21 protein-coding genes are annotated in these 19,470 nt (G+C 69.5%); 6 read left to right on the forward strand and 15 right to left on the reverse strand.

What is annotated here, in order from left to right; translation table 11 throughout:
* Nucleotides 1-19: 19 nt before the first annotated feature.
* Entirely contained in the window at nt 20-1,276 is a 1,257-nt protein-coding gene (locus MELE44368_RS01930; RefSeq protein ID WP_128106907.1) for a deoxyguanosinetriphosphate triphosphohydrolase, read from the reverse strand.
* 72 nt (nt 1,277-1,348) lie between these two features.
* Between MELE44368_RS01930 and MELE44368_RS01935 the strand changes: the two genes are divergently transcribed.
* On the forward strand, nt 1,349-3,325 hold the full coding sequence (locus MELE44368_RS01935; RefSeq protein ID WP_128106908.1) for a TPM domain-containing protein: 1,977 nt from the start codon (nt 1,349-1,351) through the stop codon (nt 3,323-3,325).
* A 79-nt stretch (nt 3,326-3,404) separates the two neighbouring features.
* Here MELE44368_RS01935 and MELE44368_RS01940 read toward each other — a convergent pair whose 3' ends face one another.
* Both MELE44368_RS01940 and MELE44368_RS01945 read right to left on the reverse strand, forming a co-directional pair.
* Nucleotides 3,405-4,292, reverse strand: a complete 888-nt coding sequence (locus MELE44368_RS01940; RefSeq protein ID WP_128106909.1) for a type IV toxin-antitoxin system AbiEi family antitoxin — start codon at nt 4,290-4,292, stop codon at nt 3,405-3,407.
* A gap of 162 nt (nt 4,293-4,454) precedes the next feature.
* Nucleotides 4,455-5,849 carry a glycine--tRNA ligase gene (locus tag MELE44368_RS01945; RefSeq protein ID WP_128106910.1) on the reverse strand — a complete coding sequence of 465 codons (1,395 nt, stop codon included), beginning with the start codon at nt 5,847-5,849 and terminating at the stop codon, nt 4,455-4,457.
* 70 nt (nt 5,850-5,919) lie between these two features.
* Here MELE44368_RS01945 and MELE44368_RS01950 point away from each other — a divergent pair, with 70 nt between their 5' ends.
* Together MELE44368_RS01950 and MELE44368_RS01955 are read left to right on the forward strand one after the other, a co-directional pair.
* Nucleotides 5,920-6,318: an ArsR/SmtB family transcription factor gene (locus tag MELE44368_RS01950; RefSeq protein WP_164890004.1), complete on the forward strand. Its 399-nt coding sequence runs from the start codon at nt 5,920-5,922 to the stop codon at nt 6,316-6,318.
* Nucleotides 6,315-6,722, forward strand: a complete 408-nt coding sequence (locus MELE44368_RS01955; protein WP_128106911.1) for a Fur family transcriptional regulator — start codon at nt 6,315-6,317, stop codon at nt 6,720-6,722. Before MELE44368_RS01950 ends, MELE44368_RS01955 begins: the two co-directional genes overlap by 4 nt.
* On the opposite strand, the gene MELE44368_RS01960 is transcribed toward MELE44368_RS01955, so the two are convergent.
* From MELE44368_RS01960 to recO, 3 genes are read right to left on the reverse strand one after another with little or no spacing between them, the layout of a single operon-like run.
* Entirely contained in the window at nt 6,711-7,136 is a 426-nt protein-coding gene (locus tag MELE44368_RS01960; protein ID WP_128106912.1) for a hypothetical protein, read from the reverse strand. The genes MELE44368_RS01955 and MELE44368_RS01960 overlap by 12 nt on opposite strands.
* 22 nt (nt 7,137-7,158) lie before the next feature.
* Nucleotides 7,159-8,058: a decaprenyl diphosphate synthase gene (locus MELE44368_RS01965; RefSeq protein WP_128106913.1), complete on the reverse strand. Its 900-nt coding sequence runs from the start codon at nt 8,056-8,058 to the stop codon at nt 7,159-7,161.
* Nucleotides 7,991-8,848 (reverse strand): DNA repair protein RecO, encoded by an 858-nt coding sequence (recO, locus tag MELE44368_RS01970; RefSeq protein WP_128106914.1) that lies wholly within the window; start codon nt 8,846-8,848, stop codon nt 7,991-7,993. The genes MELE44368_RS01965 and recO overlap by 68 nt, the downstream gene beginning before the upstream one ends.
* A 64-nt stretch (nt 8,849-8,912) precedes the next feature.
* Between recO and MELE44368_RS01975 the strand changes: the two genes are divergently transcribed.
* Nucleotides 8,913-10,403, forward strand: a complete 1,491-nt coding sequence (locus MELE44368_RS01975; protein WP_128106915.1) for an amidase — start codon at nt 8,913-8,915, stop codon at nt 10,401-10,403.
* An 11-nt stretch (nt 10,404-10,414) separates the two neighbouring features.
* On the forward strand, nt 10,415-10,966 hold the full coding sequence (locus MELE44368_RS01980; RefSeq protein WP_128106916.1) for a CAP domain-containing protein: 552 nt from the start codon (nt 10,415-10,417) through the stop codon (nt 10,964-10,966).
* Nucleotides 10,967-10,970: 4 nt separating this feature from the next.
* Here the strand turns inward: MELE44368_RS01980 and era are convergent, their stop codons facing one another.
* From era to hrcA, 8 genes are all read right to left on the reverse strand, one after another.
* The gene (era, locus tag MELE44368_RS01985; RefSeq protein ID WP_128106917.1) at nt 10,971-11,879 is read right to left on the reverse strand and encodes a GTPase Era; all 909 of its coding nucleotides are present in this window, start codon (nt 11,877-11,879) and stop codon (nt 10,971-10,973) included.
* Nucleotides 11,880-11,958: 79 nt separating this feature from the next.
* On the reverse strand, nt 11,959-12,276 hold the full coding sequence (locus MELE44368_RS01990) for a cytidine deaminase-like protein (protein ID WP_128106918.1): 318 nt from the start codon (nt 12,274-12,276) through the stop codon (nt 11,959-11,961).
* Nucleotides 12,273-13,562, reverse strand: coding sequence for a hemolysin family protein (locus tag MELE44368_RS01995; RefSeq protein ID WP_128106919.1), 1,290 nt, complete (start codon nt 13,560-13,562; stop codon nt 12,273-12,275). Before MELE44368_RS01995 ends, MELE44368_RS01990 begins: the two co-directional genes overlap by 4 nt.
* Nucleotides 13,559-14,095 (reverse strand): rRNA maturation RNase YbeY, encoded by a 537-nt coding sequence (gene ybeY, locus MELE44368_RS02000; protein ID WP_128106920.1) that lies wholly within the window; start codon nt 14,093-14,095, stop codon nt 13,559-13,561. The genes MELE44368_RS01995 and ybeY overlap by 4 nt, the downstream gene beginning before the upstream one ends.
* A gap of 6 nt (nt 14,096-14,101) precedes the next feature.
* Nucleotides 14,102-15,151 carry a PhoH family protein gene (locus MELE44368_RS02005; RefSeq protein ID WP_128106921.1) on the reverse strand — a complete coding sequence of 350 codons (1,050 nt, stop codon included), beginning with the start codon at nt 15,149-15,151 and terminating at the stop codon, nt 14,102-14,104.
* A 106-nt stretch (nt 15,152-15,257) separates the two neighbouring features.
* Nucleotides 15,258-16,007, reverse strand: coding sequence for a 16S rRNA (uracil(1498)-N(3))-methyltransferase (locus MELE44368_RS02010; protein ID WP_128106922.1), 750 nt, complete (start codon nt 16,005-16,007; stop codon nt 15,258-15,260).
* A 100-nt stretch (nt 16,008-16,107) separates the two neighbouring features.
* Nucleotides 16,108-17,253, reverse strand: coding sequence for a molecular chaperone DnaJ (gene dnaJ, locus MELE44368_RS02015; RefSeq protein ID WP_128106923.1), 1,146 nt, complete (start codon nt 17,251-17,253; stop codon nt 16,108-16,110).
* 40 nt (nt 17,254-17,293) lie between these two features.
* Entirely contained in the window at nt 17,294-18,325 is a 1,032-nt protein-coding gene (gene hrcA, locus MELE44368_RS02020; RefSeq protein ID WP_128106924.1) for a heat-inducible transcriptional repressor HrcA, read from the reverse strand.
* Between the two features lie 145 nt (nt 18,326-18,470).
* Here hrcA and MELE44368_RS02025 point away from each other — a divergent pair, with 145 nt between their 5' ends.
* On the forward strand, nt 18,471-18,806 hold the full coding sequence (locus MELE44368_RS02025; protein ID WP_128106925.1) for a type II toxin-antitoxin system VapB family antitoxin: 336 nt from the start codon (nt 18,471-18,473) through the stop codon (nt 18,804-18,806).
* Here MELE44368_RS02025 and MELE44368_RS02030 read toward each other — a convergent pair.
* The gene (locus MELE44368_RS02030) at nt 18,803-19,453 is read right to left on the reverse strand and encodes a DUF998 domain-containing protein (protein ID WP_128106926.1); all 651 of its coding nucleotides are present in this window, start codon (nt 19,451-19,453) and stop codon (nt 18,803-18,805) included. The genes MELE44368_RS02025 and MELE44368_RS02030 overlap by 4 nt on opposite strands.
* Nucleotides 19,454-19,470: the final 17 nt, after the last annotated feature.

The raw sequence follows: 19,470 nt of genomic DNA on the forward strand, positions 1-19,470 counted from the left end.
CCTCGGCGCCCGAGCACCCTTATGCGGGTTCCAGACGCTCCAGGCGGCCCTCGGTGTAGGACGCGATCTGGTCGACGATCACCCGGACCCGCGCACCGTCGTCGGCGGCGTCATTGAACGCCGGGACGAAGATCGGATCCAGCGTCGCGGGGGCGCCCGCGAGCAGCCAGTCCGCGACGCGGTGGATGCGTTCCCGCTGCTGTGCCTGCAGTTCGAGGTGCCGCGGATCGGACATGATGAACTGCAGCGCGAGGATCTTGAGCACCGCCACCTCGGCGCGCACCAGATCCGGCACGGCCAGATCGGCGGCGTACCGCACCAGCGGCCCGTGCCCGGCGACCTCCCGGGTGGCCGCGATCGCCGCCGACGCGAACCGTCCGACCAGCTCGCTGGTCAACCGCTTCAGCGCGACGGACGCACCCAGGGTGCCGTCGTACTTGCCGACGGCGGCGACCACCGGCAGGCTCGACAGCCGCGCCGCCGCTGCCGCCAGGTGGTCGGCGGGCAGGCCCGCGCCCATCCCGCTGGATTCGCCGAGCCGGGCGAGGACGGCGACCGCGTCGTCGTCGGCCAGCACCCGCATGTCGATGCGCCCGGAGATGACGCCGTCCTCGACGTCGTGCACCGAGTAGGCGACGTCGTCGGCCCAGTCCATGATCTGGGCCTCCAGACACGGCCGGCGCGCCGGAGCGCCCGACCGGATCCAGTCGGCGGCCGCGGCGTCGTCCTCGTAGAACCCGAACTTGCGCTGCTGCCCGTCGCGGCGCCACGGATACTTGGTGACGGCGTCCAACGCCGCACGCGTCAGGTTCAGGCCGGCGCTGTGGTTCTGCGCGTCAAGGGTTTTCGGCTCCAGGCGGGTCAGGATCCTGATGTTCTGGGCGTTGCCCTCGAACCCGCCGTGCTCGGCGGCGATCTCGGCGAGCGCGCGCTCGCCGTTGTGCCCGTACGGCGGATGACCGATGTCGTGCGCCAGCCCCGCCAGGTCGACGAGATCGGGATCGCAACCCAGCCCGATGGCCATTCCGCGGCCGATCTGGGCCACCTCCAGCGAATGGGTCAACCGGGTGCGCGGCGTCTCGCTCTGGCGGGGCCCGACGACCTGGGTCTTGTCGGCCAGCCGGCGCAGCGCCGCGCTGTGCAGCACGCGGGCCCGGTCGCGGGCGAAGTCGGTGCGGTGCTCGGTGTCAGTGCCCGGCAGCCCGGCAGCCTTGGGCGGTTCGACCACCCGCCGCTCTCGGTCGAACTCGTTGTACGGATCGGAATTCGCTGCCACCGGACCACAGTCTGCCAGCCGTGTTGGCGGGTAGGGCGTGGTCGGGTCGCGCGCCGCATTACATTGGCGATCATGCGCCTCGCCCGTCTGCTCAGCCTCGTGTTCACGGTGCTCGTCGCCGGTGTCCTTCTGGCGCCGAGCAGCGCCGCCGAACCGCCGTTCCGGGTGCCGGGGTACGTCACCGACCGCGCCGGGGCGTTGTCGCCCGACCAGCGCGCCCAGGTCGAGAGCGCCGTCGAGCAGCTCTACACCGACAAACGCATCCGGTTGTGGGTGGTCTATGTCGACAGCTTCAACCAGAGCCCGGTGCGGTGGGCGCGAACCACCATGCAGCTCAGTGACTTCGGCGACCGGGATGCGTTGCTGGCGGTCGCCACGGGCGAACGCGCATACGCGTTTCAGGTGTCGTCGGCGGTGATGGACCAGTCGGACGCGGCGGCGCTGCAGCGCGACGACATCGAACCGGCCCTGCGCCGCAACGACTGGGCCGGGGCGGCGCTCGCGGCGGCCACCGGGCTGAACACGGCGTCGGAAAGCGGGATCGGCTGGGTTCCGGTGCTGGTGGTGCTGGCGGTCATCGCCGTCGCGGTGCTGGCGTTGTGGCTGTGGAGCAAACGCCGACGGCGCAAGCGCCGAGAGGCCGAGTTCGCGGCGGCCCGCCGGGTGGACCCGACGGATCCGAACGCGTTGGCGGCGGTGTCGCTGGACGCCCTCGACGACCTGTCTCGGTCGATGGTCGTCGAGGTCGACAACGCGGTGCGCACCAGCGAACACGAACTGGATCTGGCCGTCGAAGAGTTCGGGCAGGAGCAGACCGCACCGTTCGCGGAGGCGGTGCGCAACGCGAAAACCACTCTGACGCAAGCGTTCAACGTCCGCCAGCAGCTCGACGACGCGATCCCGGAGACGCCTGCGCAACGTCGGGACCTGTTGACCCGCGTGGTGGTGGCGGCCGCCAAGGCCGATCGTGAACTCGACGCGCGAAAGGAGGAGTTCGCGCGGCTGCGCGACCTCGTGATCAACGCGCCGGCACGGCTGAACAAGATGACCCAGCAGCTCGTCGACATCACCGCCCGGATCGAGCCGTCGCAGCAGAAGCTGGCCGAACTGCACAACGAGTTCGACGCCGCCGCGCTGACGTCCGTTGCCGACAACGTCGACACCGCCAAGGAGTTGCTGGAGTTCGCCGACCGCAACATCGGCCGGGCGCGCGAGCTGGCCGAGCGGCCCGTGGCGGGCCGGCAAACCGAGCTCGTCGAGAGTGTGCGGGCGGGGGAATCGGCGTTGGGGCAGGCCAATTCGTTGCTGGACGCGGTGGACAGCGCGGCCAGCGACATCCGGCGCGCGGCGGCGGGGTTACCTGCCGCGATCGAGGACATCAAGGCCGGCATCGCGCAGGCGGGTGCGCTGCTGGCGCAGGGCTCGGTGCCCCAGGCCGACCAGCTGACGGCGGCCAGGGACGCCGCGGCGGCCGCCGTCGCTGCCGCGGAACGCGCCGGAACGGTGGATCCGCTCGGCACCTTCACCGAGTTGACCAAGGCCGATGCCGACCTGGATCGGCTGCTGGCCGCCGTCGAACAGGAACGGGAGGCCGCCGAACGACTCAACCGCGCGCTGGAGGAGGCGTTGTTCACCGCGCGGTCGCGGGTGCGGTCGGTGTCGGACTTCATCGACACCCGCCGCGGCACCATCGGTCCGGAGGCGCGCACACGTCTGGCGGAGGCGGTGCGGCAGATCGGCGCCGCGGAGGCCAAGCGGTCGACCGATCCCGCTGAGGCGATCGCGCACGCCAACGGCGCGGCGATGCTGGCCGCTCAGGCGCAGGCGCTGGCCAACGCCGACGTCGAGCAGGCGCGGCGCAGCTACATGGGTGGCCCGTACGGCGGTGGCGGCGGAAACATGGGCGCGGTCATCGGCGGGATCCTCATCGGCAACATGCTGGGCGGCGCGATGCGGGGCGGCTTCGGTGGCTTCGGCGGGGGCGGGTTCAGCCCCGGTTCGTTCGGAGGCTCGGGCGGCGGCTTCTCCGGCGGCGGCGGCCGCTTCTAGGGTCACCTTGGGTCACCTTGGCCGCGAGCGTGCGTGTCTGAGGGCGACACGCCGGAGAAATCCGCGAGTTTACGCACGCTCACGCGGCCCGCGCCCGCCGCAACTCGGTCTCGATACGCCGCAGCATCTCCCACGGCCGATGCCTCACGTCGTCGAACACCACCGACAGCACACTCCAGCCGACCTCCTGCAGGGCAGCCCGCTTCAAGCGGTCCCGCCGGAACTGGTCCTGGTCGCTGTGCCAATCGAACCCGTCGTACTCGACGGCGAGCCTGCACTCGGGCCACGCGAAATCGACTCGCCACGTTCTGAAATCGCGGTCGACGATCTCGTACTGCAGCTCCGTCGGCGCCAGCCCGCCGTCGATCATGACCAGCCGCGCCTCGCTCTCCATCGGCGACTCGGCCTCGGCCCGTGCGAGCGGGATCAGTTCGCGCACAGCCACAATGCCGCGCCTGCCCGCTTGCTGCGCGGCCGCGACACGCAGCTGACGCCCATCACATGTGCCGCTGCGCAGGGCGGCGTCGAGCGTGGCCAACGCCCGGGGACGGCGTAGGCCGCGAGCGACCTCGACGGCCGTCCACGCCGGCGTGGTTGCGGGTCGGCCGTCGACCACACACAGCGGCGCGCCTTCGAGCCGATGTACGAACAACCCGTCGGAGTTCCGCAACTGATGACCTTCTGGGTTGAGCACGTGAAGGTCGATGACTCCTTCGGTGTCGAATCCGTATGCGGCCGCGGCGGTTCCGAGGCAGGTCGCGACCGGCTCCCCGGCACGGAGATCCAGGCCGGCCAGCCGGATCAGGGTGTCGGGCTCGTCGCGGCTGTAGACGCCGGGCCAGACCTTCATCAGTTCACCGGTGCGAATCTTGGCGTCGAGGCGGCTGCGCCCCATCGTCGCCAACAGTTGAGCTGTGGTGACGACGCCGTCCTGGGTGTCGAAGAGCGCCGCGATATCGCCAGTCATGGCGATGATCCTCAGCGCTCGGCGGGCCGGCGCCGCGCACTTGTGGGCCCAGTTGTGGATGAATGTCCGGTTGGGGACAACGACGCTGGGCCGCGAGCGTGCGTAAACTCGCAAAGTTTCTCGGCGTGTCGCCCTCAGACACGCACGCTCGCCACAGTGGTGCTAGCAGCCTTTGAGGCGGGCGGCCAAATAGTCGCTGACGGTGTCGAGCGCGACGCGGTCCTGGGTCATCGAGTCGCGTTCGCGGATGGTCACGGCCTGGTCCTCGAGCGTGTCGAAGTCGACCGTCACGCAGAACGGCGTACCGATCTCGTCCTGGCGGCGATAGCGCCTGCCGATCGCACCGGCGTCGTCGAACTCGACGTTCCAGCACTTGCGCAGTTCGGCGGCGAGGTCGCGCGCCTTCGGCGACAGATCGGCATGCCGCGAGAGCGGCAGCACCGCGGCCTTGACCGGCGCCAGCCGCGCATCCAGCCGCAGCACCGTGCGCTTGTCCACCCCGCCCTTGGCGTTGGGTGCCTCGTCCTCGGCGTACGCGTCGATGAGGAACGCCATGAACGAGCGGGTCAGACCCGCTGCGGGTTCGATGACATACGGCACGTAGCGGGTGTCGCTGGCCTGGTCGTAGAACGACAGGTCGACGCCGGAATGCTTGCTGTGCGTGGACAAGTCGAAGTCGGTGCGGTTGGCCACGCCCTCCAGCTCACCCCACGGGTTGCCGGCGAAGCCGAATTTGTACTCGATGTCGACCGTGCGTTCGGCGTAGTGCGACAACTTCTCCTTGGGATGCTCGTAGAGCCGCAGGTTGTCGCGGTCGATTCCCAGATCGACATACCACTGCAGCCGTTCGTCGATCCAGTACTGGTGCCACTCGCGGGCCGTCGACGGCTCGACGAAGAACTCCATCTCCATCTGCTCGAACTCTCGGGTCCGGAAGATGAAGTTGCCGGGCGTGATCTCGTTGCGAAAGCTCTTGCCGGTCTGGGCGATTCCGAACGGCGGCTTCTTCCGCGCTGTCGTCACCACGTTGGCGAAGTTGACGAAGATGCCCTGCGCGGTCTCGGGCCGCAGGTAGTGCAAGCCCTCCTCGGTCTCGATCGGGCCGAGGTAGGTCTTGAGCATCATGTTGAAGTCACGCGGTTCGGTCCACTGCCCCTTGGTGCCGCAGTCCGGGCAGGCGATCTCCGACATGGGCACCGAATCGGGGTCGTCGATGCCCTTCTTCTCCGCGTACGCCTCCTGCAGGTGGTCCTGTCGGTGTCGCTTGTGGCAGTTGAGGCACTCCACCAGCGGGTCGTTGAACACGTCGACGTGGCCGGACGCCACCCACACCTCGCGCGGCAGGATGATCGCGCTGTCGAGGCCGACCACGTCCTCGCGCGCGGTGACCACCGAGCGCCACCACTGCCGCTTGATGTTCTCCTTCAGCTCCACGCCGAGCGGGCCGAAATCCCACGCCGAGCGGGTTCCGCCGTAGATCTCGCCCGACTGAAAGACGAGGCCGCGACGCTTGGCGAGGTTTGCGACCGTATCGATGATCGAAGAAGTGGGAGCCACGGGCACACAGCCTAGCGACCCGTGCGCAGCGCGTTGACATGCGTGACCGCGCATGTATGGTGGCAGCATAATGAAAACCGTTTCCACTTTGGCCGAAAAGGCCGGGAACGCCGGGTCCGCGCCCGACACCGTCGACGACGCCGCCCACGACCACGGTGGCGCGCCGCTTCCCGAGTTACCGCCGCGCGACGTGCTGGACACCTCCGGTGACCTGCTGCGCGCGCTGGCCGCACCGGTACGGATCGCGATCGTGCTGCAGTTGCGCGAGTCGGCCCGCTGCGTGCACGAGCTCGTCGACGCGCTCGGGGTGCCCCAACCGTTGGTCAGCCAGCATCTGCGCATCCTCAAGGCCGCCGGTGTCGTGGCCGGCGAACGCTCGGGGCGCGAGGTGATGTATCGCCTGGTCGACGATCACCTGGCCGAGATCGTCGTCGCCGCGGTCACCCACGCGGGCGAGGGCCAGCCATGACCTCGACGCCGATCCCGACCGGGGTGCGCTCGACGCGGCAGCGCGCCGCGATCGCCGCGCTGCTCGACAAGGTCGACGAGTTCCGCTCCGCCCAGGAACTGCACGACGAACTGCGCCGGCGCGGCGAAGGCATCGGGCTGACGACGGTCTACCGCACGCTGCAGCAGATGGCCGCCGCCGGCATCGTCGACACGCTGCGCACCGACACCGGCGAGGCCGTGTACCGGCGCTGCTCAGACGATCACCATCACCACCTGGTGTGCCGGGCATGCGGCGCGACCATCGAGATCCAGGGCCGCGATGTGGAAATCTGGGCCGCCGACGTCGCCCGTGAGCACGGATTCTCCGACGTCAGCCACACCATCGAGATATTCGGACGCTGCGGCGACTGCTCAGCCGACTAACGCACGACGCACGTCGGCGCCGGTGGCCAGCACCATGAGGATCAGGGTGCGCAGCGCGTCGTCGCTGAGGCCCGCGGCGGGAAAGTTGTAGCGCAGCAACACATCCGCGGCCTTCTTGGAGTTGCGCTTGGCGCCCGCGGCGATCTCCTTGGGTGCGCTCTTGGCGTTCAGCGACACGGTGCCGAGCAGCGTCTTGTGCGCGTGCTCGGCCACCTTGGCCCGCAGCTTGGCGTCCAACGGCAGATCCCACGCCAGGATCTGGGTCAGCGAAACCATTTCCAGCCCCTCGGCGATCGTCACCGTTCGCAGCGAGGCCAACGTCTCGTCGTGCTGGACGGTGATTGCGCCGTCCTCCTCCTGATGCACCGGCAGGATCTCCGCGAGCACCGCGATCAGCCGATCCTGGAGCTCCATCAGGCCCTGCCGCTCAGGTACATCATTCGGCTCGGCCGAAACGTCGGTTGCGTTGCACGTACTCCTCGCAGGCCGCCCACAGATCGCGGCGATCGTAATCGGGCCACAGCTTGTCCTGGAAGACGAACTCGGCGTAGGCCGCCTGCCACAGCATGAAGTTGCTCGCGCGCTGCTCGCCCGAGGTCCGGATGAACAGGTCGACATCGGGGATATCGGCGCGGTGCAGATGCTTGGCGAACGTCGCCTCGGTGATCCGCGCCGGGTTGATCTTGCCCTCCGCCGCCAGCTTGGCCAGCGAACGCGCCGCCTCGACGATCTCGGTGCGGCCGCCGTAGTTCACGCAGTAGTTGATCGTGATGACGTCGTTGTCCACCGTCATCTGCTCGGCGATGTCGAACTCCTTGATCACGCTGCGCCACATCCGGGGCCGCGAGCCCACCCAGCGCATCCGCACGCCCATGTCGTTGAGGTTCTCCCGGCGGCGACGCACCACCTCCCGGTTGAAGCCCATCAGGAAGCGCACCTCCTCGGTGCTGCGCTTCCAGTTCTCCGTCGAGAACGCGTACACCGTGAGGTATTTGATGCCGATTTCGATTGCGCCGCAGGTGATATCGATGAGAACGGCCTCGCCCATCTTGTGCCCCTCGGTGCGATGGAGCCCGCGCTGGGTGGCCCAGCGGCCGTTTCCGTCCATCACCACGGCGACGTGGTTGGGCACCTGGTCGGCGGGGATCCGCGGTGCGGCCGCCTTCGAGGTGTGCTGCGGCGGCCGGGCGAACCGGCCGTTGGTGCCCGCCGGGATCTCAGGAAAGACGACGGGCCACGTCGACTTGTCGGGAAACGTCGGGTAGTCGTCAGGCGCCGGGGGCAGTTGAGGGTAGGTCACCTTGCGCGTCCTTTGCCCGGCCCTCTTCACCGCCATGGGCCACATCCTGCCCGAACAGGGATACGCGGTGATCGGCCAGGGTCCTGTCCACCCGATAGACCCGTTCGACCAGCGGCAACGTCCGCAGTTGGCGTTCCAGGTGCCACTGCAGATGCGCTGCGACCAGCCCGCTGGCCTGGCTGCGATACGACGCCGACGTGGCTTCCGCATACTCCCAGTCCCCGTCGTGCAGGGCGACCATCAGGTCCAGCACGCCCTGCGGCGGGGTCACCGACCCCGACGGGCGGCAGTGCACGCACACGCTTCCGCCTGCGGCGACGTGGAACGCGCGGTGCGGCCCGGGCGTGGCGCAGCGGGCGCACTCGGTCAGCGCCGGCGCCCAGCCCGCGATCCCCATGGCACGCAACAGGTAAGCATCCAGCACGAGCTCGCGGGGCCGGCCGCCGTCGGCCACCGCGCGCAACGCGGCCACGGTCAGCCGGTGCAGCGCGGGCATCGGCACCCGCTCCTCCCCCGCCAACCGTTCCGCGGTCTCCAACATGGCGCACGCACAGGTGTAGCGGCCGTAGTCGCTGACGATGTCGGCGGCGAACGCGTCGATGGACTGCACCTGGGTGACGATGTCGAGATTGCGGCCGGGGTGCAGCTGAACGTCGATGTGCGCGAACGGCTCCAGCCTGGCCCCGAACCTGCTGCGGGTGCGCCGCACCCCCTTGGCCACCGCACGCACCAACCCGTGCTGGCGGGTGAGCAGGGTGACGATCCGGTCGGCCTCGCCGAGCTTGTGCTGGCGCAGCACCACCGCCCGGTCCCGATACAGCCGCATCGATACAGTCTCCCACTGCAATCCGACAGATCCTTGTTACGCAGCGCCGATATCCTGGTACCCGATGGTCAACACTGCCCGTTTCCCCACTCTCACACAGCAGCTCTTCCGGCTGGCGAGCGGCTCGGTCACGTCGGTGGAACTGGTGCGGCGGTCGCTCGAGGCGATCGAGGCCAGCCAGCCCACGCTCAACGCGTTTCGCGTGGTCTTGACCGAGCAGGCGCTCGCCGATGCCGCGGCCGCGGACCGCAAACGCGCGGCGGGTGAACAACTTCCGCTTCTCGGGATCCCGATCGCGGTCAAGGACGACGTCGACGTCGCCGGTGTGCCGACCCGCTTCGGCACCGAGGGCACGGTCCTTCCGGCCACGCGGGACGCCGAGGTCGTGCGGCGCCTACGGGCAGCCGGGGCCGTGATCGTGGGCAAGACCAACACCTGCGAGTTGGGTCAGTGGCCGTTCACCAGCGGACCGGCGTTCGGTCACACCCGCAACCCGTGGTCGCGCGACCACACGCCCGGTGGCTCCTCGGGCGGCAGCGCCGCCGCCGTCGCGGCCGGTCTGGTCACCGCGGCGATCGGCTCGGACGGCGCGGGCAGCGTGCGGATTCCGGCGGCGTGGACGCACCTGGTCGGCATCAAACCGCAGCGCGGCCGCATCTCCACCTGGCCGCTGCCCGAGGCGTTCAACGGCATCACCGTCAACGGGGTGCTGGCCCGCACCGTGACCGACGCCGCGATCGTGCTCGACGCCGCGTCGGGCAACGTCCCCGGCGATCTGCATCAGCCGCCGCTGGTGCGGGTGTCCGAGTCGGTCGGCCAGGCACCCGGTCCGCTGCGGGTGGCGATGTCGACCAAGTTCCCGTTCACGATCTTCCGCGCCACCCTGCACCCGGAGATCCGCGCCGCGATGGAGGCCGTCGCCGCCCAGTTGGGCGAGCTCGGCCACACCGTGATCGAGGCCGACCCGAGCTACAGCCTCGGCATGTCGTGGAACTTTCTGTCCCGCTCGACGTCGGGGCTGCTGGACTGGGCCGACCGGCTCGGCTACAGCGTCTCGCTGGACCCGCGCACCAGGTCCAACCTTCGGATGGGCCGGCTGCTCTCGGAGAACGTGCTGCGCAAGGCGCGTGCCCGCGAGGCCGCCGCCCAGCGCCGGATGGGCTGGATCTTCAACATCGCCGACGTGGTGCTGGCGCCGACGACCGCCCAGCCGCCCCCGCTGGTGCACGACTTCGACAAGCTCGGTGGGCTGGCCACCGACCGCACGATGATCAAGGCGTGCCCGGTGACCTGGCCGTGGAACCTGCTGGGCTGGCCGTCGATCAACGTGCCTGCGGGGTTCACCTCGTCCGGGCTGCCGATCGGCGTTCAGCTGATGGGTCCCGCCGACAGCGAGCCGCTGCTGGTGTCACTGGCCGCGGAGTTGGAGGCGATCAACGGGTGGGCGACGAAGCAACCGCCGCAGTGGTGGACCGTCGGACCCGCCCCCGACCCCGAGCCCACCGCGCACAGCGAACCCCACATTGTGGGGTCCATCTCCGACGAGGTCGCGTAGTCTTTCCGACCATGAACGCGCGGCACTTCGCATACGTGGTTCCGACCCTGGCGGTCGTGGGTGGTCTGCTCGCAGGCATGCCGGCGGCCAATGCGGACAACAAGCGGCTCAACGACGGCGTCGTGTCCAACGTGTACACCATGCAGCACCTGGCCGGGTGCGACACCGACATCAAGATCAACCCGAAGCTGCGGTTGGCGGCGCAGTGGCACACCAACGATGTGCTGAACAATCGCGCGCTCAACGGCGACATCGGCTCGGACGGCTCGACGGTGACGGACCGGGCGCGCAGGGCCGGCTACGCCGGAGACGTCGCCGAGACCGTCGCCATCAACCCGGCGCTGGCCATCAGCGGTATCGAGCTGATCAATCAGTGGTATCACCGGCCCGACTACCACGCGATCATGTCCGACTGCGCCAACGTCGACATCGGCGTGTGGTCGGAGAACCTGATCGACCGCACCGTCGTGGTCGCGGTCTACGGCAAGGGCGACGGCGCCCCGCCGGTCAACGTGCCCGGACAGCGGCCGTTCGGTCAGCCGGGCGCAGGCGCCCCGGGCTGACGAGCTAAAAGCCCAGCCGGCCCAGCTGCTTGGGGTCGCGCTGCCAGTTCTTGGCGACCTTGACCCGCAGGTCCAGGAACACCTTGGTGCCCAGCAGCTTCTCGATCGCCGTGCGCGCGGCGGTCCCGACCTCGCGCAGCCGGGCGCCGCCCTTGCCGATGACGATGCCCTTCTGGCTATCGCGCTCGACGAACAAGTTGGCGCGCACAGTGACAAGGGGGGTCAGGTCGTCGCGCCCCTCGCGGGTGCTGACCTCCTCGATGACCACCGCAAGCGAATGCGGCAGCTCGTCGCGCACCCCTTCGAGCGCCGCCTCGCGGATCAGCTCGGCCATCAGCGTTTCCTCGGGTTCGTCGGTCAGCTCCCCGTCGGGGTAGAACGCCGGGCCCGGCGGCAGTTGGGCGGCCAACACGTCGATCAGCACGTCGACGTTCTCCCCGGTGGTCGCCGACACGGGGACGATCTCGACGTCGGGACCGACCAACTCGCTGACCGCGACCAGCTGGGCGGCCACCCGGTCCTTGGGCACCTTGTCGATCTTGGTGACGATCGCGACCAGCGTGGTGTTCGGCGCGACGGCGCGGATCTGCTCGCAGATCCACCGGTCCCCCGGGCCGATCTTCTCGTCGGCCGGGATACACAACCCGATCACGTCGACCTGGGAGTAGGTGTCTTTCACCAGATCGTTGAGCCGCTGCCCGAGCAGGGTGCGCGGTCGGTGCAGCCCGGGGGTGTCGATCAGGATGATCTGGAAGTCCTCGCGGTGCACAATGCCGCGGATCGTGTGCCGGGTGGTCTGCGGCCGGTTCGACGTGATGGCGACCTTCGCGCCGACCAGCGCGTTGGTCAGCGTCGACTTCCCGGTGTTCGGCCGGCCCACGAAACAGACGAAGCCGGAACGGAATTCGGTCACCGCGCCCCACCTCTCGCGCCGAGACTGCGGAGAGATCGCAGTTTCGGGCGGATTCGCGATCTGCGCGCGGTCTCGGGGATCATGCGGGCTTTCCCGAGCGGTCGGTGACGATGACCGCCGCGTCGGCCGACATCTCCCGCACCGCGGCGACGCCGGCGTCGTCGACGGTTCCGCCGACCAGCACCGCGGCCTCCAGCCCCCTCGCCCCGCTGGACACCGCGGCTGCGACCGCGGCCTGCAGGGCGGTGAGCCGCAGCGCGTCCAACGCGACCGGCGCGCCCGCGTAGGTGCGGCCGTCGAGGTCGCGCACCGCGGCGCCGCTGGCCGCTTCGGCGCGCCCCATCGCACCGCGAGCCAGCGTCACCAACTTGGCGTCCTCTGGGTCGAGTTCACTCATTGCGTCTCCTCGGCTGGCGGCTCTGTCGGGCTGACCAGGACGGTACCGATGCGCACCCGGCCGCGGTGGTCGGGACCGCCCTCGGCGCGCAGCCGCAACCCGTCCCAGATGACCTCGGCGCCGGGCAGCGGCACGCGCCCCAGCTCGAGCGCCATCAGTCCGCCGACGGTGTCGACGTCGAGGTCCTCGTCGAACTCGATGTCGTAGAGCTCGCCGAGGTCCTCGATCGACAGCCGCGCCGACACGCGGTAGCGGTTGTCGCCGAGGTCCTCCACCGGAACGGTTTCGCCCGCGTCGTATTCGTCGACGATCTCGCCGACGATCTCCTCCAGCACGTCTTCGATGGTGACCAGCCCGGCGATCGCGCCGTACTCGTCGACCAGCAGCGCCATGTGGTTGCGGTCGCGCTGCATCTCCCGCAGCAGCTCGTCGAGCGGTTTGGAGTCCGGGACGAACACCGCGGGCCGCATCACCTCGGACACCTTGGTGTCGCGGCCGCCGTTGGTGGAGTAATACGTGCGCTGCACAAGGTCTTTGAGGTACACCACCCCGACGACGTCGTCGACGTTCTCACCGATCACCGGGATCCGGGAGTGCCCGCTGCGCACCGCCAGCGAGGTGGCTTGGCCCGCGGACTTGTCGGCCTCGATCCACACCATCTCGGTACGCGGCACCATCACCTCGCGGGCCGGGGTGTCGCCGAGTTCGAACACCGACTGGATCATCCGGCGCTCCTCGTCGGCGACCACGCCGCGCTGCTGGGCCAGGTCGACGACCTCGCGCAGCTCGATCTCGGAGGCGAACGGTCCGTTGCGAAACCCGCGGCCGGGGGTGAGCGCGTTACCGATCAGCACCAGCAGCCGGCTGATCGGGGTCAGCAGCAGCGAAAGCGCTTGCAGTGGAAGGGCGGCCAGCAGCGCGATCGTGTACGCGTGCTGGCGGCCCAGGGTGCGCGGGCCGACGCCGATGACCACGAAGCTGACCACCACCATGATCGCGGCAGCGGCGAAGAGCCCCCACGTCACACCGAGATGGCCGTCCAGGTACGCCGCCAGCAGCACCGTCGCGCCCACCTCGCAGGTGATGCGCAGCAGCACGATGAGGTTGATGTAGCGGGGCCGTTCGGCCATCACGTTGGCCAGCCGGACCGCGCCGGGGCGTTCCTCGCGCTGCAGTTCCTCGACGCGGGCCTGCGACACGGTGCTCAGGGCGGCGTCGATGGCCGCGAACAACCCGCCGAGGCCGACGAGCACGATCGCGGCGATCAGCTGCCCTGCGCCGGTCACGGTTCGTCGAAGTATCGGGAGTTGTCCAGCAGCCTGCGTTCCTTCTCGGACTGGCGATGCTGGTGATAGGACTCGACCTGTTCGGCCACCCACTCTTCGAGCAGCTGGCGCTGCAGCGCGAACATCTCGCGTTCCTCATCGGGTTCGGCGTGGTCGTAGCCGAGGAGATGCAGCACGCCGTGCACGGTCAGCAGGGCCAGCTCCTGGCCCAGCGAGTGGCCGGCCGCCGCGGCCTGCTCGGCGGCGAACTCGGGACACAGCGCGATGTCGCCGAGCATCGCCGGGCCCGGCTCCGGCGCGTCGGGGCGCCCGCCCGGCTCGAGCTCGTCCATCGGGAAGCTCATCACGTCGGTGGGCCCGGGCAGGTCCATCCACCGCATGTGCAGGTCGGCCATCGCGGCGGTGTCGAGCAGCACCATCGACAGCTCCGCCGCCGGATGCACGTTCATCTTGCGGATGACAAACCGGGCGACGCTGATCAGTTCGTCTTCGGAGACGTCGATGCCCGACTCGTTGGACACCTCAATGCTCATATCGGGCTACCGTCGTGGCCTGTTCCCCGAGGCGCGCCGCTGGGCTCGGTTCAGCTGCGTGGGCTCGTCGTGCCGTGCGTACGCGTCGACGATCTCCGACACCAGCCGGTGTCGCACCACGTCGGCGCTGGTGAGTTCGGCGAAGTGGATGTCGTCGATGCCTTCGAGGATCCGCATCGCCGCGCGCAATCCCGAGCTGGATCCGCCGACCAGGTCCACCTGCGTGATGTCGCCGGTGACAACGATTTTCGAGTTGAACCCCAGCCGGGTCAGGAACATCTTCATCTGTTCGGCCGTGGTGTTCTGGGCCTCGTCGAGGATGATGAACGCATCCGAGATCGTCCTGCCACGCATGTACGCCAGCGGCGCGACCTCAATGACCCCGGCGCTCATCAGTTTTGGGATCAGCTCCGGATCCATCATGTCGTGCAGCGCGTCGTAGAGCGGGCGCAGGTAGGGGTCGATCTTCTCGTTGAGCGTGCCCGGCAGGAAGCCAAGGCGCTCACCGGCTTCCACGGCGGGCCGGGTCAGGATGATCCTGTTGACCTGCTTGGTCTGTAATGCGTTGACGGCCTTGGCCATCGCCAGATAGGTCTTGCCCGTGCCCGCCGGGCCGATGCCGAAGACGATGGTGTGCGCGTCGATGGCGTCGACGTAGCGCTTCTGGTTCAGCGTCTTCGGGCGGATCGTCTTGCCGCGCCGCGACAGGATGTCCAGCGTCAGCACCTCGGCCGGCGACTCGTTGCCTGCGCCGGTGAGCATCGCGACGCTGTGCTGCACGGCTTGTGGGGCAAGGACCTGGCCGCTGGCGACGATCGCGACCAGCTCGGAGACGACGCGTTCGGCCAGCGCGACGTCGGCCGGTTCACCGGACAGCGTCACGGCGTTACCGCGTACGTGGATGTCGGCCGCCAGGATGGTTTCGAGTGCGCGCAGATTCTCGTCGGCGGAACCCAGGAGGCCCACGACGAGGTCGGGTGGAACGTTGATGCTGCTGCGTACCGACTCGGAGGACTGCTCAGCCTGCGACGAGTCAGCGTTCTCGCGGGGCGTCAAGAGGGTTCTGTGCCTGCTTTCTGTGTTCTCGCCTGGCGGTTTGCCAGGAACCCCCAGTTTACCGCCGGGTTGCGACGCTTCCCAATGTTTGATGCAGACACCCGGCTCACCCCCACCGGCCGGTCAGCACGCCGAGAGCGCCGAGCGCGACCGCCGCCGCCGTCGACGTCCGCAAAACCGTGGGGCCCAGGCGCACCGCAACCGCGCCGGCGTCGCTGAGCGCCTGGATCTCCTCGTCGGCGATACCACCCTCGGGGCCGACGATCAGCATCACCGAATCCGCTTGTGCGAGCGCGACATCGGTGAGCCGCTGCGTCGCCGACTCGTGCAGCGCCAGCACCACAGCGCCCGCCGCCACCTCGTCGCGCACCCGCGCCACCAGCTGCGGCGTCGACACCAGGCCGCCGACGTCGGGGATGTAGGCCCGTCGCGACTGCCGGGCTGCCGCCCGGGCCACCGCGCCCCAGCGCCGCAGCCCCTTGTCGACCTTGGCCGCGCCGTCCCAGCGGGCCACGCAACGCGTCGCCTGCCAGGCGAGAAACGCGTCGGCGCCGGCCTCGGTCGCCAGTTCGACGGCCAGTTCGGCCCGGTCGGACTTGGGCAGCGCCTGTACGACGGTGACGGTGGGGCCGGCTGGGGCCACGCGGCGGCGGTCCAGCACCCGCGCGGTCAGCCGGGCCTTGCCCGTTTCCTCGACGACACAGTTCGCCAGCTCACCGGCGCCGTCCCCGAGATCCAGGCGTTCACCTGCGCGGATGCGGCGCACGTTGGCGGCGTGGAAGCCCTCGTCGCCGTCCACGACGGCCAACCCGCCGGGCTCCGGTAGCGCCTCGACGTAGAACAGCGCGTCGGTCATCGGCCTTACCGCGGCATCGATTTCTGCCGCGGGGTCGTCGTCTGGCGGCAATCACAGCCCTGGCGCAGAAATCGCGGACCAGGTGAACGACGCAAGCCCATCAGCGGCCGCTGAACGTCTCACGCAGGCGGGAGAACAGCCCGCCGCCGGAGGACGGCGAGGAACCGTTGGTGGAGCGCACCTCGGCGGCGTCGCCGCGGCGTTCCCGCAGCTTGCGCAGCAGCTCGGTGTCCTCGTGGTCCAGCCGCGACGGGACGACGACCTCGATGTGGGCGTGCAGATCGCCGCGCACCCCGCTGCGCAGGTGGGGCATGCCGTGGCCGCGCAGCGTCATCACCTGTCCGGGCTGGGTTCCTGGCGGGATGACGATCTCGATCGGGCCGTCGATGATCGCGTCGACGGTGACGGTGGTGCCCAGCGCGGCGTCGACCATCGGCACCGAGATCGTGCAGTGCAGATCGTCGCCGTCGCGCACGAACACCTCGTGCGGCTTCTCGTGCACCTCGACGTAGAGGTCGCCGGCGGGTCCGCCGCCAGGCCCGACCTCACCTTGGGCCGCCAACCGCACCCGCATCCCGTCGCCGACGCCGGCGGGGATCTTGACGCTGATTTCACGCCGCGCGCGGACCCGGCCGTCGCCGCCGCAGCGGTGGCACGGGTCGGGGATGACCTCGCCGACGCCGCCGCACACCGGGCACGGCCGTGACGTCATGACCTGCCCGAGCAGCGAGCGCTGCACGGTCTGGATCTCGCCGCGCCCGCCGCATGTATCGCAGGTGGCCGGCCGCGAGTCGCCGTGGGTGCCCTTGCCGTGGCACAGGTCGCACAACACCGCGGTGTCGACGGTGACCTGTTTGGTCACCCCGGTCGCGCACTCCTCAAGGGTCAGCCGCATCCGCAGCAGCGAGTCCGAGCCGGGCCGGACCCGCCCGATCGGCCCGCGCGATGTCGCGCCGCCGCCGAAGAAGGCCTCGAACACGTCGCCCAGCCCGCCGAAACCGGCGAACCCGTTGCCCGCGGCGCCCGCGGACTCCAGCGGATCGCCGCCGAGGTCGACGATGCGGCGTTTCTCCGGATCGCTCAACACCTCGTAGGCGACGCTGATCTCCTTGAACCGCGCCTGGGCCTCTTCGTCGGGGTTGACGTCGGGGTGCAGCTCGCGCGCCAGCTTCCGATAGGCGCGCTTGATCTCGGAGTCACTGGCGCCTCTGCTCACCCCGAGCAGCCCGTAGTAGTCGCGTGCCACGCCTGACCTGCCTGTCTGTGCCTGTCTGTCTGCTGCTGGACTATCGGCTGCCTAAAACTTCGCCGATATAGAGAGCAACCGCAGCGACATTAGCGATAGTTCCCGGATAGTCCATCCGGGTGGGTCCCAACACGCCCATGCCGCCGTACACCTTGCCCGAACTACCGTAGGCCGTGCTGACCACCGAGGTCGTGGACATCTCCTCGGCCTCGGTTTCGTGGCCGATGCGCACGGTGACCTTGCCCGCCTCCTGCTGCGCGGCCAGCAGCCGCAGCACCACGACCTGCTCCTCAAGCGCCTCGAGCACCGAGCGCAGGTTGCCGCCGAAGTCGGCGGTGTTGCGGGTCAGGTTGGCGGTGCCGCCCAGCAGCAGCCGCTCGTCGCGGTGTTCGACGAGGGTCTCCACCAGCACGGTGGCCGCCCGGCCGATCGCGTCCGAAAGTCCACCGGTCCCGTCGAGCTGCGCCGCCAGCTCGGCCACCGCCGCCGACGCGGCCGACAGCGGTTTGCCTTCCAGCGCTTGGCCCAGCACGTCGCGCAGCTGGCCGAGCTCGTGGTCGTCGATGGTGTCACCGAGCTCGACGATGCGCTGGTCGATGCGGCCGGAGTCGGTGATCACCACAAGCAACACCCTGGCCGGGGTCAGCGGGACGACTTCCAGGCGGCGCACGGTCGACGCCGTCAGCGTCGGGTACTGCACGATCGCCACCTGCCGGGTCAGCTGCGCCAGCAGCCGCACGGCGCGGCGCAACACGTCGTCGAGGTCGACACCGGATTCCAGGAACGAAAGGATCGCGCGTCGTTCAGACGACGACAACGGCTTGACTTCGTGGATCCGGTCGACGAACTCGCGGTAGCCCTTCTCGGTGGGCACCCGGCCCGAGCTGGTGTGCGGCTGGGTGATGTAGCCCTCGGCTTCGAGAACGGCCATGTCGTTGCGGACCGTCGCGCTCGACACCCCGAGGTTGTGTCGTTCCACGAGGGATTTGGAGCCGATCGGCTCCTTGGTGGCCACGAAGTCAGCGACGATGGCGCGCAGCACCTCGAACCGCCGCTCCTCGGCACTCCCCATGGTTTCACCTCCAATCGCATCCAGTTTACGGTCATCAGCAGCGGTGATAGCCGCCAGCGCAGCTCGCGTGGCGAACGCAGCATTGCGATAGCCTTCGCAACGTGAAGCCGTTGCCCCATTCGAAGATGCGGGGGACGTCGACCAGATGATCTTCAAGGGCGTCCGGGAGGGCCGGCCCTACCCCGACCACGGGCTGACGCACCGGCAGTGGGCCCAGATCCCGCCGCGGCAGATCCGGCTCGACGAGCTGGTGACGACGACGACGGTGCTGGCTTTGGACCGGCTGTTGTCGGAGGACTCGACCTTCTACGGGGACCTGTTCCCGCACGCGGTGCGGTGGAAGGGCGTGGTCTATCTGGAGGACGGCCTGCACCGCGCGGTCCGCGCCGCGCTGCGCAACCGCACGGTGCTTCACGCCCGGATCTTCGACATGGACATGCGGTCCCCGGCTGACGCGTGGGCCCAGACCCAGCAGGTCTAGCGGCGTGCCCGCGTCCACAGCAGCAGGCCGCTGAGCAGCTGCCAGATCAGGATCGTGTACACGCAGGCCCGTTCGACGAGCCCGACCGGGGCGTAGTCCACCGCCCAGTCGTTGTAGTTCTGCAGCATCGCGAAGATCGCGATGCCCGCGAGCCCGATCAGCAGCCCGATCGGCAGGTACCACCGGGCGGTGGCGGCGCGGGCCACCACGGCCGATCCGGCCAGCGCCGCGGCGTTGCCGCCGAGGATCGCCAGAAACGCGCCGAGCACGTGCAGCCATTCGAATCCGTTGGTCCACAGCGCAGAACCGCCGTACACGGTGCCGACCAGGATGTTGCCGACGGCGGTGAGCGCCGCCAGCACGACGAGCACCGCGCTGAAGCGACCCCGCACCGACCGGGCGACCAGCAGCGCGCCGGTGAGAAACAGCACCGCCTGGGCGTAGAACGCCGCGTTGATCAGGTAGGCGCGCGGTGACCACTCCGGAACGCCGAGCGAGCTGATGTAGTGCTCGGTGTAGCTGTACCCGGGTAGCGCCGCGGCGGTCAGCAGCTCGAGGAGGACGTAGCCGAGGGCCGCGACGATCCAACACGCCGCACCGACCGCGAGGGTCCTCGGCCGCGTCGGGGATGCCGCAGGGGATGCCACGGCACCCAACGTAGAGC

Origin of the sequence: Mycolicibacterium elephantis DSM 44368 (assembly GCF_004014805.1) — a bacterium.
GTDB lineage: Bacteria > Actinomycetota > Actinomycetes > Mycobacteriales > Mycobacteriaceae > Mycobacterium > Mycobacterium elephantis.